Origin of the sequence: Aminobacter sp. MDW-2, from assembly GCF_014250155.1 — a bacterium.
Lineage (GTDB): Bacteria > Pseudomonadota > Alphaproteobacteria > Rhizobiales > Rhizobiaceae > Aminobacter > Aminobacter ciceronei.
The window spans coordinates 3,831,663-3,846,483 of the sequence record NZ_CP060197.1; the positions used below are offsets into that span (position 1 = coordinate 3,831,663).

Annotated in this window: 11 protein-coding genes; 8 read left to right on the forward strand and 3 right to left on the reverse strand. The window is 63.4% G+C overall.

Annotated features, from left to right (window positions below; all coding sequences use genetic code 11):
- Positions 1-15 precede the first annotated feature (15 nt).
- Complete coding sequence (locus H5P29_RS18965; protein WP_154386514.1) at positions 16-936, forward strand: hypothetical protein; 921 nt, start codon at positions 16-18, stop codon at positions 934-936.
- A gap of 30 nt (positions 937-966) precedes the next feature.
- Here the strand turns inward: H5P29_RS18965 and H5P29_RS18970 are convergent, their stop codons facing one another.
- From H5P29_RS18970 to tssI, 3 genes are read right to left on the reverse strand one after another with little or no spacing between them, the layout of a single operon-like run.
- Complete coding sequence (locus tag H5P29_RS18970) at positions 967-1,302, reverse strand: hypothetical protein (protein ID WP_154386515.1); 336 nt, start codon at positions 1,300-1,302, stop codon at positions 967-969.
- A complete protein-coding gene (locus tag H5P29_RS18975) occupies positions 1,302-1,727 on the reverse strand; it encodes a DUF6484 domain-containing protein (RefSeq protein ID WP_067962059.1) in 426 nt (141 codons plus the stop codon). The genes H5P29_RS18970 and H5P29_RS18975 overlap by 1 nt, the downstream gene beginning before the upstream one ends.
- A gap of 11 nt (positions 1,728-1,738) precedes the next feature.
- Positions 1,739-4,063: a type VI secretion system tip protein TssI/VgrG gene (gene tssI, locus H5P29_RS18980; RefSeq protein ID WP_154386516.1), complete on the reverse strand. Its 2,325-nt coding sequence runs from the start codon at positions 4,061-4,063 to the stop codon at positions 1,739-1,741.
- Between the two features lie 202 nt (positions 4,064-4,265).
- Between tssI and tagH the strand changes: the two genes are divergently transcribed.
- The 7 genes from tagH to H5P29_RS19015 all read left to right on the forward strand — a co-directional run bounded on the left by tagH (position 4,266) and on the right by H5P29_RS19015 (position 14,818).
- Positions 4,266-5,360, forward strand: coding sequence for a type VI secretion system-associated FHA domain protein TagH (tagH, locus tag H5P29_RS18985; RefSeq protein WP_154386517.1), 1,095 nt, complete (start codon positions 4,266-4,268; stop codon positions 5,358-5,360).
- Between the two features lie 171 nt (positions 5,361-5,531).
- Complete coding sequence (tssL, locus tag H5P29_RS18990) at positions 5,532-7,073, forward strand: type VI secretion system protein TssL, long form (protein WP_154386518.1); 1,542 nt, start codon at positions 5,532-5,534, stop codon at positions 7,071-7,073.
- Between the two features lie 31 nt (positions 7,074-7,104).
- Positions 7,105-10,617 (forward strand): type VI secretion system membrane subunit TssM, encoded by a 3,513-nt coding sequence (gene tssM / locus H5P29_RS18995; RefSeq protein ID WP_154386519.1) that lies wholly within the window; start codon positions 7,105-7,107, stop codon positions 10,615-10,617.
- 129 nt (positions 10,618-10,746) lie between these two features.
- Positions 10,747-11,514: a PP2C family serine/threonine-protein phosphatase gene (locus tag H5P29_RS19000; protein ID WP_154386520.1), complete on the forward strand. Its 768-nt coding sequence runs from the start codon at positions 10,747-10,749 to the stop codon at positions 11,512-11,514.
- Between the two features lie 64 nt (positions 11,515-11,578).
- Positions 11,579-11,971 (forward strand): DUF1036 domain-containing protein, encoded by a 393-nt coding sequence (locus H5P29_RS19005; RefSeq protein WP_154386540.1) that lies wholly within the window; start codon positions 11,579-11,581, stop codon positions 11,969-11,971.
- Positions 11,968-14,343, forward strand: a complete 2,376-nt coding sequence (locus H5P29_RS19010; protein WP_154386521.1) for a M23 family metallopeptidase — start codon at positions 11,968-11,970, stop codon at positions 14,341-14,343. The genes H5P29_RS19005 and H5P29_RS19010 overlap by 4 nt, the downstream gene beginning before the upstream one ends.
- 136 nt (positions 14,344-14,479) lie before the next feature.
- Positions 14,480-14,818: a hypothetical protein gene (locus H5P29_RS19015; protein ID WP_154386522.1), complete on the forward strand. Its 339-nt coding sequence runs from the start codon at positions 14,480-14,482 to the stop codon at positions 14,816-14,818.
- Positions 14,819-14,821 lie beyond the last annotated feature (3 nt).

Here is a 14,821-nt window from a genome sequence, read left to right on the forward strand (position 1 = left end):
AGGGAGGCGTTAGCCATGATCGGTAAGCTGAAGATGGACAAGGAAGAGCTGGAAGACTTCGTCGAAGATGAGGACACCTCGATCGAATGCCTTCAGGTCGCGCCGATGGGCAATGGCAAGGTGGCCATTCTGTTCCTGCTCGCGGATTCCGACTACGATACCACGGTGTCGGTCATTTTTGTGGTCGACGACTTCAATCCAAAGACCGCGAAGGGCGTTCTGTTCACGTCAGAATGGCTGACGTCGCTATCGGCGTCGCCCTCAGGCGAACTTTTTGCGCTCGAGGCAACGATCTGGATCTGGCGCTACGGCGGCAAGCAATGGACCCGCGATCAGGTCGGCACGGAGAGCTTTCGCCAGGTTTGGGCCGCCGACCCAGGTGGCGCCATGATGGTCGGCTCTTCAGGCGGCGCCGCCAGGCTGGTCGGAGACGACTGGCGTCCGATCACGCCGATAACCCAAGCTGAATACATGGATATTCACGGTGACGCGAAGCATGGCATCTGGGTCTGCGGAAAATCAGGATCGGTGCACAAGCTCGCGGGCTCGACGTGGCAGCCGCTGGAACTGCATCGCCAAGAAGTGTTCTATGGCATCGACGTTGCCGCGGACGGCACGATCAGGGTCGCCGGCGAAGACGGAACGTGCCTGCGCATCGCCAACGAAGAAGCGGTCGAGCTCGAACCGGCTGATACCACCACCCATCTTGCCGTGCGCACCTATAGCGGCAAGGCCTATTGGGGCGATGAGGGCGGAATCGGCGTGGAGAAGGGCAACGCCATCGTGCCCTTGGAGGTGGAAACCGGCACCGCCTCCGATATCCGTACCGATGGCGATTATCTCTATGTCGCGGGCACCGACAGTGCCTGGCGCTTCGACGGCAAGAAATGGAAATCGCTGTCGCTCGAATACGACGACGGCTTCAAGCTCACCTGATTGTAGACCGGGCGCGCTTGCCCACGAGGATCAGCCACCGTTGACGCTGAGATAGGCCCGGACCTTTTCCAGGTCTAGCTCAGCTATGCGCTGCGGCGCGCCCTCCATGAGCATCCTAAGCACGAAGAGCTCACCGACCTCAGGATATTCGGCGTAGACTTCCTGGGCTATCTCGCGTCCGGCATCTCCTGCAACGCGAAGGCCGTCGAGATGAGCATCCAGCCGCTCGACCAGCCGCGCAAGACGCTCCTCGTCCATGTCGGGGTTCTCATCCGGATGGAGCAGGTGATGGTCGTAAACGGTCCACAGAAATGCCGCCATTTCCGCATGCTGCCGCACGATCTCGCGCAGGACGATCTTCGGCATCAGTTTAGGTTTACAGAGCCGCCACGGATGCGGTTGGCCGCGCTGGCATGGCTGGTGACGTATGTGCCGCGAATGGTGATATGCCCATCCTTCTCCATGATGATTGTGGCCTTGCCGCAGCGCAGTTCGAGACGTTCCCCGGCCACGATCTTGACCTGCTCGCCGTCTCGAACGACCTGCGGCGTCTGTGCCTTGCGCACGGGCTCGACGATGCGCCCGACGATCAGCGGCCGGCCGGGGTCGCCGCCCTCGAACAGCAGCGCCACCTCTGCTCCGACCATGTCGGCGCTGAGTTCGGCCAGGCTGCGCGCGGCAAGCGCAGTGTCCCTGGGATTGCCGGGAAACACGACGAGCGGTGCAGCACCGTCGAAGCCGAGAAAGACCCCGATGACTACACCCTCGATCCGTTTGATGGTTCTGGTCATCCCCTGCGCCCTCAGTTCTGCTTGATCTCCGAGCCCTTCATGACGATGTCGCTGGAAGCCTTGATGTTGATCTTGCCCGATCCCTTGATGCTGATGTCCTTGCCCTCGATGGTGATCGTACCATCCTTCTTCATGGAGATGCTGGCTGAGCCGCATTTCAGCGCAATGGCGTCGCCGGCTTCGATCAGGAATGTCTTGCCGACATTCATCTTCCCGTCTTCACCGATCTGAACCATACTCGCCTTGGCGATCCGCAACTCGTAGGCGCCGCCTACCTTGGTCCCGTCGTCGGTGGCGATTTCGGTTCGCCTTCCCTTGCCGATCTTCGATTTCTGGTTGCCGGCAATGTTGAACGTCTGGTCGGCGCCAATCGTCACCTCCTGGTTCGATGCGACGTTCCAGCTGTCATCAGCACCGATCTGGTGGGTCTGGGCGGCACCCACTGTGACCGCGCGCGTCGACCCGATCGTGTTGGTCTGCGCCGATCCGACCGTACGCGTCTCGGTCGCACCCACCGTGTCCACCCGCGCGGCGCCGACCGTGATCGCCTGGGCGATGGCGACTGTCTGGGCGTGGTTGGCGCCGATCGTCTCGGTCGAGTTGGAGCCGATGCTGATGGTCTCGTTGGAGCCGACGGTCAACGAGCGGTTCTTGCCCACCGTTTCCGTATCGTTGGATCCGATGTCGGTCTTCTGGTCGACGCCGACCTTCACGGTCTTGTTGTTGCCGACGTCCTCGTCGAGGTCGTGGCCGACGGAATGCTTGGCGTCGTGGTCGATGCGGTCGGACTGGTCGTGCTGCACCAGCTTGGTGCGGTCATTCTTGATCAGCAGGTTATGGTCCTTCTGGGCCTGGAAATTGACCAGTTCGGAGCCTGCCTTGTCTTCGAACATCAGTTCGTTATAGCCGCCGCCTCCTTTCGACGAGTTCGACTTCCAGCCCGACTGCGTGGCGTTGCCGGGCAAGCCGTAGGGCGGCATCTGGGCGGCGTTGTAGACGCGGCCGGTGATGATCGGCTGGTCCGGATCGCCTTCGATGAAATCGACGATGACCTCCTGGCCGATGCGCGGGATCTGGATGAAGCCCCAGCCGCTGCCGGCCCAGGTCTGCGACACGCGCACGAAACACGAACTGTCCTGATCCTTCTTTCCCATGCGGTCCCAATGGAACTGCACCTTCACCCGGGCATACTCGTCGGTGAATATCTCTTCGCCGGATGGGCCGACGACACGCGCCGTCTGCGGCCCGCGCATGATCGGACGCGGCGTGATCCGCGGCGGGCGGTATGGCAGACTAGTCGGCGCGACGCCGAGGACCACGGTGAAACTCTCGCCCTCAGTGTCGATGCCGCTGCGATAGCTGGGGTCGAATATGCGGTATTCGACGCTGACGACGAGATATTCCTGGTTCTGGTCATCGCGCGGAAAGCCGTCCAGCTTGAAGGTGCAGCCGGAAAACAGCCCGCGCACGGTGCCGGCAGCGGCGATGCGCTGGTGTACCGCCTGCAGCTCCTCGCGGCGGATGCCGGCGATCTTGTCGCCACGGCCGACATCCAGATGGGCGCCGGGCTGGCGATAGTTTTCCCCCGATGCCAGCTTGTGGCCAAATGCCTGGTCGGACTTGGCCATCAGGCTGGCATCCGGCTTCTTGAAATCGTAGTCGGTATGGGTGTAGGCGCCGGGCCTGACCGAGCTGCCGGGGATCCACTCGGTGATGTACTCGACGTCGCGGCGCGCGCCCTGCCCTTCGAAATGATACGGCACCTTCTCGTAGCCCGGTGCCGGCTTGAGCTTGTTCATCGCGTCGGCAAGGATCAGCGTGTGCTCGCCGTCGCCATGCTCGAAGAAATACATGATGCCTTCGTGCTCGAGCAGGCGCTGGACGAAATCCAGGTCGCTTTCGTCATACTGGACGCAATAGTCGCGCGGCGGATAGGAGCCTTGCAGCCGTTTCTCGAACTTCGCCGAGCCATATTTCGAGAAGATCTTTTCGACGATTTCGACGACGCTCATATTCTGGAAGATGCGGCAGTCCGTGGCCGTGCCGAGAAACCACAGCCACGGCCGGAGGACCGCTTCATAATAAACTTGCCGGTCCTCCATGCGGGTCAGGCGGAAATCCGACACCAAGCCGCTGAACCAGCGTTTCGGGTCGGACTCTCCTTCGACCGAAACGCCGCCGCCCAGCATCTTCAACGGGTCGATATCAGGGTCGCTGCTGACAAAGCCGACGGTGTAGGCGAAACAGCGGCTGATCTCGTCGCGACCGGCCAGATGGGTGAATGTCAACGTGTCGCCGAGCGGTGTCCGGGCCACAGTCGCGCGATCGTTAGCCATGGCGTCGTGCCTCTCCGCGGGGACGGCCGGACATCTGAGTTGAGCTTAGCACAAGTTTTTCAACCGGCCAAAGCCGGCGCGGCACAAGCGCCGAACCGTGCGCGCCCAAATGCCCCTGTGCTGCGGTCGCAGCAAACTGCTAGAATAAAATAAGGAATTTGGACGAGGCTGCCGGAAACAGAGATTTGGCGGGCGAATTCGGATGCTCATCACTTTGACCATCGAGAATGTCGACAGGCTGCCCACAGGCGGACCGCTGTTCTACAGTTCGAATGGTCGCAGCTTCACCATCGGGCGCGAAAATCGCGACTGGAACCTGCCCGACCCCAACCTGTTCATCTCCGGCCTGCATTGCGAGGTGCGTTACGACAGGGGCACGTTCTGGCTCTATGACGTCTCGCGCAACGGCACATTTATCAACGGCTCGAGCCAACGCGTCACCGACCCGCATCCGCTCGGCCATGGCGACCAGCTTTCGATTGGCAGCTACATCGTCTCGGTTGCGCTTGAGGACGACCGCATATCGGGCAACGACTGGGGCAATCCGATCCCGGCCCGCCATGCCGCTGATATCGGCCAGCCGCCGCCGCAACTGGCGGATCCCTTCTTCGGCGGCGTGAACAACGGCCAGTTGGCGGCGGGTGTCGTTGCGCGTCAGCCAGTCCAGCATGCTCGCGCGCCGCAGCCCTTGCCCGTGCAACCGGCGCCTCCCCCGCCGCAAAGACCGGAGGCGACCGAACTGCTCCGGCTCATCGCTGCGGGCGCCGGCGTTTCTCCTGACGTGTTCCTGCAGCGCGACCCGAAAGATGTAGCCGCTGAAGTGGGCGCAGTGCTGCGCGCGGTCGTCGACGAGCTTGCCTTGCTGCTCAAGGCGCGCGCTGCCGCCAAGGCACTCGCCAAGAGCAGCCAGCGCACCATGATCGGCGGTGTCGACAACAACCCGCTGAAGTTCATTCCGCGCTCGGAAGAAATCCTCGAGATCATGTTTGCCCAGCGCCGCTCGGGCTATCTCGACGCCCGGCACAGCGTCGAGGAGGCATTCCGCGATCTCAAGACGCATGAGCTCGCGACCTATGCGGCAATGCAGGCGGCCTTGTCGCGGCTGCTTTCGGAATTGTCACCCGATGCCATCGAGCGAAAGCTCCCCGCCTCTGCCTTCGTCTCCAAGAAGGGCCGGGCCTGGGACATGTTCGTAGCGACATGGGAAGCCAAGGAGGCCGCGCATGAAAATGGCATGCTCGACGTCTTTCTCGCCTATTTCAGCGAGGCCTACGCGAGGTCGGCGAACAAGAAGTAACGTTGCTGGACGCATTTGATCCCTCGGTCGGCCCCGCCGTTTCGGCGGGCGGTTCAGCCCCGGTTCCCATCGGCATTTCCATGCATTACGATGCGTTGTTGGCACGTGACCGGAGGCATCCGCGGCATTGTCAGGGCATGGCAGCCGTCGCGCGAAAGCGGATAATCGGCGATGAGTTCGAAGGACGATCCTTCCGGCTCCGACGGCAGAACCGTCATTCGCGGATCGCCGCGCCGCGCGCCGCGTCCGGACCAGCCCTCGCCACCACGGCCGGCGTCCGATCCGACCATCATCTACACCGGCGGCCCTGAACAGCAGGCGCCAAGTTCGGGCACGGTGATCTATCAGGCCAGTCCCTTCGGCGACGCCCCTGGCGACGCGCCCCGCAACAGCCACAAGCAGCGTAAGCACGCAGCAACGGCAGCAGGCACGTCGCTGGAGGCCCTGTTCGATGCGGCCGAACGTGTCCAGGTTTCCGGGGCCAACCCGCTGATATCAGCGGCAACGCCGCTTCTCATCTTGTTTGGCCATCTCAGGACGGTGACGGTCGAAGCCGACGTGTCCGTATTGGCCCAGCACGTCGCCGAATGCATCGAAGAATTCGAATGGAAAGCCGCCGAAGCCGGCGTGAACCAAGACGACGCGCATGTCGCGAAATATGCCCTTTGCGAGACAGCCGACGACATCATCGCCAACCTACCGGGCATCGGCTCCGACAACTGGGCGCAGCACGGCATGCTGTCGCGCTTCTACGGGATCGATGCGTCAGGAAACGGCTTCTTCGAGGCACTGAACTCGGTGCTGGCCGATCCGGCGGAGCGTGGCGACCTGCTCGAACTGATGCATGCCTGCATGTCGCTCGGCTTCGCCGGACAATATCGTGGCGTCGCCGGCGGCAATCAGAGCCTTGAGCTCGTGCGCCAGGACCTGTACGCCGCGCTGCGCTACTTCCGGCCGCTCACCGACGACGGTATTTCTCCGCACTGGCAGGGCCTCGCGGCCACCGTGGGCCGACGCCCCTACAGGCTACCGCTCTGGGCGATGGCCGCCCTCGCCCTCGCCTTCGTCACCACCGCCTTCTTCTGGATGCGCGGCGACGTCACCAGAGAGGGCGACGCGCTCGCCGCGACATTGCTTGCACTCACACCATCGAAGCCGGTCGCCATCGAACGCAGCGACTTCGCCCCGCCGATCGAGCAGGCAGCGCCGGATGAGCCGGCTTCGCCGGTCGAGGATGCCAAACCGGCAGCAACAGCCCCGACCATGGCGCAGATTTACCGCATCCGCGCGGCCCTCACCCAGGACATCGGCGCCGGCGCATTGACCGTCGCCTCCAAGGGCGAGTTCATCATCATCGAGCTCAACAACGAGCTGCTGTTCGAGCCGGGCAAGGCCGAGACCAAGCCTGAATTCACGCCCGTGGCGGCGCGCATTGCGGCTGCACTCGCAGGCGAACCGGGACCGATCAGAATCGTCGGCCACACCGACAATGTGAAGCCGCGCCAGTCCAGTGCCTACAAGTCGAACTACGATCTATCCGTTGCCCGGGCGGAGGCTGTGGCAAAGGCACTTGTTCAGGGGATCGGCGATGCCTCGCGAATAGCTGTCGAAGGCAAGGGCGAGGACGTGCCGATCGCCGACAACGCAACCGCCGACGGCCGCGCCTTGAACCGCCGTGTCGACGTCATGATCCGGCGCGAGGACGCACCATGAGCGCGCCCCGCCGCATGCTGTGGTGGTCGTGATGACGTGGCTGCTCAGAACTTTGAGCGTCATGGCACTGGCCGGCCTTGCCGCAGCCGTGTGGTTTGCCGGCCCGCTGATCGTCGTGGTCGGCAGCCGGCCGCTCGAATCTACTGGCGCGCGCGTCGCCATCATCGCCCTCATCCTTGCATTGGCCGCAGGCATCGCCCTGTTCCGCTTCTGGTTTGCGCGCCGTGCTCAAAAGGCGCTCGCTGCCGCCATCGCCAGCGAGAGTGCCTATGACGGCGACGGCCAATTGCTCGAAACGGGCATGACCAAGGCCCTCGCGGCGCTCAAGCGCGCCAGCGGCAGGCGCAATTTCCTCTACGAGGTGCCCTGGTACCTGATCATCGGCCCGCCCGGCGCCGGCAAGACCACGGCGTTGGTGAATTCGGGCCTCACGTTTCCGATCACCGTGTCCGGCACGGCCCAGCCGGTGCCCGGCGTCGGCGGAACCCGGAACTGCGACTGGTGGTTCACCGATGAAGCGGTGCTGATCGACACCGCCGGCCGCTACACCAACCAGGATTCCGACACCGAAAGCGACCGCAAAGGATGGCTCGCCTTCCTGTCGCTGCTCAGGAAACACCGCGCCAGGCAGCCGATCAATGGCGTAATTGTCGCCATCAGCCTAGCCGATGTGATGTCTTCAAGCGACCAGGAGCTCGACGCCCACGCCGTCGTCATCCGCAATCGCCTGCAGGAAATCCACGAGACGCTGAACATCGGCTTTCCCGTCTATGTGCTGTTCACCAAGGCCGACCTGATCGCCGGCTTCATGGAGAGTTTCGGCAGTCTGGACGAAACCGACCGGCGCATGGTGTGGGGTACGACATTCCAGGGCGCCGACCGAAAGGCGAACATGGTCAGCGAGGTTCCGGCTGAATTCGATGCGCTCGTCCGCCGCCTGTCCGAGGACGTGCCCGACCGTATGCAGGGCGAGCCGGATCCGGTCGCGCGCATCGCTATCTTCAGCTTCGCCGCGCAGTTTGCTTCGCTTAAGGAACGCTGTGCGACCTTTCTCGGCCGTGTCTTCGAACCGACGAAGAAGCCGGCAAGCGCTATCCTGCGCGGCTTCTACTTCTCCTCCGGCACGCAGGAAGGCACGCCGATCGACCGCGTACTCGGCGCCATCGGCCGTGGTTTCGGCAACGGATCCCAAGCACAGCTGTCCGGGACCGGCAAGAGCTTCTTCCTGCACGACCTTTTGGCCAATGTCATCTTTGCTGAGGCCGGCTGGGTCTCCTATGACGATGCCGCCGACCGGCGCGCCAGATTTGCCCGCTTCGCCGGAACCGGCGCCATCAGCTTGATCGCCGCTGCCGCCCTAGGCGTTCTGGCGGTCAGTTATGCCGCAAACAAGGCCCTGATCGCGGCCACCAGCCAGGCTGCGGAAAGCTACACGTCGTCCGCCGCCGCACTGCTCCAGGCGGAAACCGTATCCGACGTTGACCTTGAGAATGTCATCGATGCGCTGGAGAGCATCAGCGGCCTGCCGACCGGCTACGAGCATCGCGACCAGCCGACGCCGGCGCGCGAAACGCTCGGGCTCAGCCAGCGCGCGCGGTTGTTGTCGGCATCGGAGACGACCTACCGGCTGGCGCTGGAGCGGATGCTTCGCCCTCGCCTGTTGCTGCACCTTGAACGCACCATCCAAGCGAAGATGAGCGATCCTGCGGCTCTCTACGAAGCTCTCAGGATTTACCTGATGCTCGCAGGCGAAGCGCCGAAGGTCGATGACGAACAGATCGTCTCGTGGATGAAGAAGGACTGGGAGCAGAACCGCTATCCCGGTCCGCAAAATCGCGAAGGCCGTCTCATCCTAGAAAAGCACCTGAGGGCGATGCTTACGCTCGACGATGAGTTCGATCCGGCATTCGAGCTCAATCGCCCCGCGGTCGAGTCGGCACAGCGCGCGCTGGGCCGCATGACGGTCGCCGATCAGGCTTCCGCCTTGATCGCCTCGGCGCTGACCGCGGCCACGCTCGACGACTTCGCCGTCACCACGAAGGGCGGCCAGGAAGCGAAGCTGGTGTTTGAGACCGTCGATGGCAGCGACCTGTCTGCGCTGCGTGTTCGCGGCCTCTATACCTATGCCGGCTTCAACGATTTTTACCTGACACAGCTTTCCGGAATCGCCCAGAAACTCATAGACGAGCAATGGGTCGTCGGCGCCGGCGGCGAGCAAGGCGGCGTCGAGCAGGAACTGTTGCGGCTCGGCCCAGAGTTGCTCGACCGCTACAGCAGCGACTTTTCAGCCGTATGGAACGGTGTTCTCGACAAGCTCAAATTCCGGCCGATGGCGGCGGACAAGCCGGAATATCTCGCGCTGTCAGCCGCCGGCTCGCCCAGCTCGCCACTGGCGCAGTTGTTCGAGGCGATTGCCCGCGAGACGGCGCTGACACGTGGCTCAGGCCCGTCTGCCGACGCCGATGCGCGTGCCGATGGCCTCGCCCGCATCGGCATCGAGTTGCCGGGCCGCAAATCCGCCAGTCGCGCCGGTGCGGCATTCGCCAATGCGCCGACCATCGTGCCCGGCGCCAACATCGAGGCGCAATTCCGGCCGTTCCAGCTTCTTGTCGATGGCCGTCCCGGCCAGCGCCCGATCGATGCCCTGATCCAGAATTTCCATGCCGTCTATCAGAGCCTGACGATCTCGGCCGCCGCCCCGTCGCAGGTAGGTCGCGTCAATGCCAATCTTCAGCTGCAGATATCCAATCTCCGCGCCAACGCCTCGCGCCTGCCCAAGACACTGTCGCGCATGGTCCACGCTGCCGCCGACGATTTCGAGGGCGACGTGGCCGAGACCTCCGTAGCGCAACTCAACCAGTCGCTGCAGGAGACCGTCAGCGGCCCCTGCGAGGAAGTTATCGCCAACCGCTATCCCTTCGGCACCGGCGCCAGCCAGGATGTGCCGATCGGCGATTTCGCCCGGCTTTTCGCGCCCAGCGGCATCATCGACAGGTTTTTCGCACAAAACTTGGCCTCTTTCGCAGACATGTCGGGGACCGAATGGCAATGGAAGCAGGAGTCGCGCCTGGGCCGTGGGCTCTCCAGGTCGACGCTGAAGCAGTTCCAGCTGGCCGCCGAAATCCGCGACGCGTTCTTTCCGCTTGGCGGGTCCACGCCTGCGGTCAACATCACTTTCACGCCGTTTTCGCTGCATGGCGACGCCGACATGGCCTTGCTCGACGTCAACGGACAGGTCGTCCAGAGCTATCAGAACGGCAGCAGCCCGGGCATCGTCACATGGCCCGGCAGTGCCTCCGCCGGGTCGGCCAATCTCAGCCTTACGCCGGAGCTTCCCGGGCGCGAATCCGCCATCAGGTTCGAAGGGCCGTGGGCCTTGAAGCGCCTGCTCGACGCAGGCACCTCGACAGTCAATGGCGACAAGCTGCAACTGCGCTACGTCATCGGCGGCCGCGATGTCGCCTACACCGTCCAGATCAACCCGCCGGGCAATCCCTTTTCGCTGGCCGCATTCTCCGGTTTTACCTGTCCGAAGGGGCTTTGAAACGGTGTGCAGGCACAGTCAGTCCGGCACGTGTTAATTTCTGTACTCTAACGCACGGGCCTGTGGCAGACTGAAAGGTGCGCGCGTCAATACGCAACGCAGAGGGGCGCCCGAGAGCGCTTGAGGCCATTGAACGATGTCGTCCTCCCCTTCGAAAGCTATGGCGTCAGCCACAAGGGCTGCGTCCGTCAGGTCAATGAAGACAGCTACCTGATCGAGCCCCGCAGCGGCCTGTGGGTCGTCGCCGACGGCATGGGCGGCCACGATGCCGGCGAGGTCGCCTCCGCCAGCATCGTCGAACACTTGTCGACGATCGGCATTCCTGAATCGGCGCCGGATCTGCGCGCACGCTTCGTCGACAGGCTGAGGCTGGCTCATTCCGACATCCGAGAGATATCGGATTCGCGTGGCGCGACGATGGGTTCGACGGTTGCAGCACTGCTTGCCATGGACGGCAAGTTCGCCTGCCTGTGGCTCGGCGACAGCCGCGTCTACCTAGTGCGTGACGGTTCGATCTCCCAGGTCTCGCACGATCACACTGAGGTTCAGGAGTTGCTTGATCGCGGTGCGATCACCGCCGAGGAGGCGCAGACCTGGCCGCGCCGCAATGTCATCACCCGCGCCATAGGCGTCAGCGACGACATCGACGTCGACTTCCGCCAGGGCGATCTCTTGCCCGGCGACGTCTTCATACTCGGTACCGACGGCCTGACCGCCCATGTTTCCGACGAGGAGATCGAGGCCGCGGTGGTTTCGACGACACCGCAGGCGGCTTGCGAAGATCTGCTGGCAAAGGTCCTCGAGCGCGGCGGAACGGACAACGTCACCATTGTACTGGTGCGGATTCGGGGCGAGACCGACGGTGCAGCTTCTCAAGCTTTGGCGGGAGGCCGATAGCGGCCGGCAAGACGATGCGGGCGGGATCGGACACCGAACCGGTGCACGAGGAGCCACCTTTGCCCTGCTGACATTGCTGTCATTGCTTTGCGCCCCCAGTCTGGCTCGCGCGGAGTTTACCGTCTGTAACCAGACGCTCGACGTCGTCAATCTCGCCGTCGGCCAGGAAGTCGAAGCCGCATTCCAGACCGATGGCTGGTGGACAATCGGCGCCAATCAGTGCGTCAACGTCATCCGCGAAGAGCTGACCAACCGCTACATCTACATCTACGCGACCGACGTCTTCGGCAATGCCATCCTCAGCGGTTCGACCGACATGTGCGTCGAGAGCAAGCGTTTCACCGTGCGTGGCATCGACGAATGCTGGCAGCGTGGCCACATCGCCGCCCGCTTCTACGAAGTCGACACGCTGGAACAGTCGCGCTGGACCTTCTTCCTGACCGGGTCTTCGCCATGACGCATGGCATTGACGCGAGCTTCAAGCAGCAAAAGCAGCAGCGTATGGCCAGGCGCTCGCGCGAACGGCAGCTCAAGGCCATGATCATTGCCGGCATGCTTGCCCTCACCGGTATCGTCGCTGCCGCCGTCTATTTCGGCGCGGACTACTGGCCATCGGGCGAATATGAGGGCGACCTGCAGCCGACCGAGGAAAGCGACATCGTGCCGGCCGATGCCGCTGTCTACGTCCCGGCCATCGTCGACCTCGCCGGCGACCCGATGTGGATCAACCTCGCGCATGAAGCAGGCACAGAGACCAAGCGACGCCAGCTTTCCCGCCCGGCCGATCTTATCGAAGACGGCATCTCGCCAAGCATCGAATACCTCTCCGACACGATGCTGAGCTCCAGCGAACGCTTCATGACCGCCATCCCGTCGACGCAGGACGACTTTGCCTTCTTTCAGGCGCAGCGCGCTGTCGCCGAGCCTCAGCCAGGGCAACAAACCAACATCCAGCCGACGCCGCCGATCGCAACCGACCTCGACGAAGCCGAGGGCGACGACACGTCCGATGTTGGCGCGGGCTGGGGCGAAACCATCGACCAAGGCGAAGCCGCTCTGCCCGCCTTCGAAAAAACCGCCGTCGAAAACAACACCAGCGTCGCGACCGTGACCCCGGAGCCCGAGCGGTTCGAGGCGACCGAAGACGTTTTCATCAAAATCCTCACTAGCCGCTCGCTCGAAAGCGTTGCGCTCGAGGCGCATTTTTCCACCGACGAAGCCAAGCTGGTCAGCGACGCACTCAAGGCGGTCTTCAAGCTGGAGACCCTCGAGCCCGGCTATGTCGTCGCCCTGCGCGGCTTTCGGCCGCGCCGCGGCGCCCCGGCAATGGCGTTGATGCAGGTTTCGGTCTACGCCATGAACAGGTTCATCGGCACGCTTGCCCGCAATTCGGCCGGCCAGTTCGTCGAAGGCGTCGACCCGTGGGTGCGCGACGACCTGTTCAACTATTCAGGCGCACCGCAAGCCGGCGCCCAGAAGCGCCAGTACCGGCTGCTCGACGCGATCTATTCGACCGCTGCTCGCAACAACGTGCCCACCGGCGTGCTGGGCGAGGCCATCATGTACCTGTCGCGCGGCCAGGACCTGAACGCCTTTGCCACCGAGGACCAGCGCCTGGTCCTGCTCTATTCGGAGACGGCGCGCGGCAAGGATGGCGTCGCCGGCCGCGTGCTCTATGTCGGCGTCCACGGCACCGACAAGAAGCTCGAATGTTTCGTCTTCCAGCAGACTGACGGCCAGTTCTCCTGTGTCGGCGGCGACGACCAGGTTCGATCGCTGGCGACGACGAACGGTATGTTCACGCCGGTCAACGGCGTCATGACCTCGACCTTCGGACCGCGTAAGCATCCGATCCTGAAGACTGTCCGAATCCACAAGGGCGTCGACTGGGCGGCCCCCATCGGCACCCCGATCGCCGCCGCTTTTGACGGCCAGGTCGTGTTCGAGGGTGATGGCAAGGGTTACGGCAACCTCATCCGTATCTCGCATGCCAACAACCGTGAGACCCGCTATGCCCACATGCAGCGTTTCGCCGATGGCATCAGCGTCGGAACCGCGGTCAAGGCCGGCGACATCATCGGCTATATTGGCACCACCGGCTTGTCGACCGGCCCGCATCTGCATTTCGAGCTCTACCAGGACGGCCAGGCCATCGATCCGCTCGGCACTGTCTCCGTTGCCGTGGCAACGACCACAACCACGACCACTGTCGCCACCACCTCCTCGGACGATCAGGCCATCGAGATCCTGACCAACCGCATCATCCATGTCGAAAGCGGCGGCAGCGCGCGTGCCAAGAACCCGCTGTCGTCGGCGACAGGCCTGGGGCAGTTCATCAGCAGCACCTGGATCCGGATGATGAACACCTACAGGCCCGATCTCGCGCGTTCGCTGTCGACGGCCGAACTGCTCGAATTGCGCTTCGATCCGACCATCTCGCGCGAAATGGTGCGCAACCTGGCTCGCGAGGGCGAAGCCTATCTCAAGCAGCGCGGCCACCAGATCACCGCCGGGCGGCTCTATCTCTGCCACTTCCTCGGCATGGAAGGCGCCCACCAGATCCTGACCGCCTCCGGCGATGCCATGATCGCCGACGTCCTGGGCGCCGTCGTGATCAAGGCCAATCCCTTCCTCACCGGCAAGAACGCCACCTATGTCGTTGCCTGGGCGGAGAAAAAGATGACCGGACGTGCTCCTGCAGCAACCTCGCTTCCCAGTTCAACCCCGACGTCGCCGCCACCACAGGTGGTCAGGCAGACGTCGCCGGAATTCGAGAGATACAAACAGGCAATCGCGACAACTCTGAGTTCGGTTGCAAACACGCTTTGAGCATACAACCGCTCAGGTTCGGACCGAGCGGCCTTGCCTGGCAGCGTCGATCTGTCCTGGACGAATTTTCTCATTTATCCCAACTGCTTGCACTCTGGGACTTTATCGACGCCTTCGGCCGCGATATAGCATTCGCATGAGTTTCGGTTCGACATTGACGCTTGCGCTGACCCTGGGTTTCTCCGCCACGCTGCTTGGCGGGTGCAGTCGCTCGTCCGATGGCACCGTCGTCATTCCGAAACAAATGGACTCCCGGCGCTTCTGGCAGGACGACGAAGCCAAGCGTGCCGCGGCCGAGCGCCAGCAGGCTGCCGCCTTTCCAACCGGGCCCGATATCCGCTTTGCCACCGAGCAGCCTGGCCCTCGCCCGGTGACGCGCGCGCCAAGCGGTGCGGCGAGCACCGGCAATTCCAAGCCGATATCCTGCCGCGCCGTAAGCGGCTCTACGGGTCGCGTCAGATACGTCTGCGAGTGATTG

Coding starts and splice junctions, on each gene's coding strand:
- H5P29_RS18975 (WP_067962059.1), bottom strand. CDS start 1,727: ATGACCAGAACCATCAAACGGATCGAGGGTGTAGTCATCGGGGTCTTT.
- tagH (WP_154386517.1), top strand. CDS start 4,266: ATGCTCATCACTTTGACCATCGAGAATGTCGACAGGCTGCCCACAGGC.
- tssM (WP_154386519.1), top strand. CDS start 7,105: ATGACGTGGCTGCTCAGAACTTTGAGCGTCATGGCACTGGCCGGCCTT.
- tssL (WP_154386518.1), top strand. CDS start 5,532: ATGAGTTCGAAGGACGATCCTTCCGGCTCCGACGGCAGAACCGTCATT.
- H5P29_RS18970 (WP_154386515.1), bottom strand. CDS start 1,302: ATGCCGAAGATCGTCCTGCGCGAGATCGTGCGGCAGCATGCGGAAATG.
- H5P29_RS19010 (WP_154386521.1), top strand. CDS start 11,968: ATGACGCATGGCATTGACGCGAGCTTCAAGCAGCAAAAGCAGCAGCGT.
- tssI (WP_154386516.1), bottom strand. CDS start 4,063: ATGGCTAACGATCGCGCGACTGTGGCCCGGACACCGCTCGGCGACACG.
- H5P29_RS18965 (WP_154386514.1), top strand. CDS start 16: ATGATCGGTAAGCTGAAGATGGACAAGGAAGAGCTGGAAGACTTCGTC.
- H5P29_RS19015 (WP_154386522.1), top strand. CDS start 14,480: ATGAGTTTCGGTTCGACATTGACGCTTGCGCTGACCCTGGGTTTCTCC.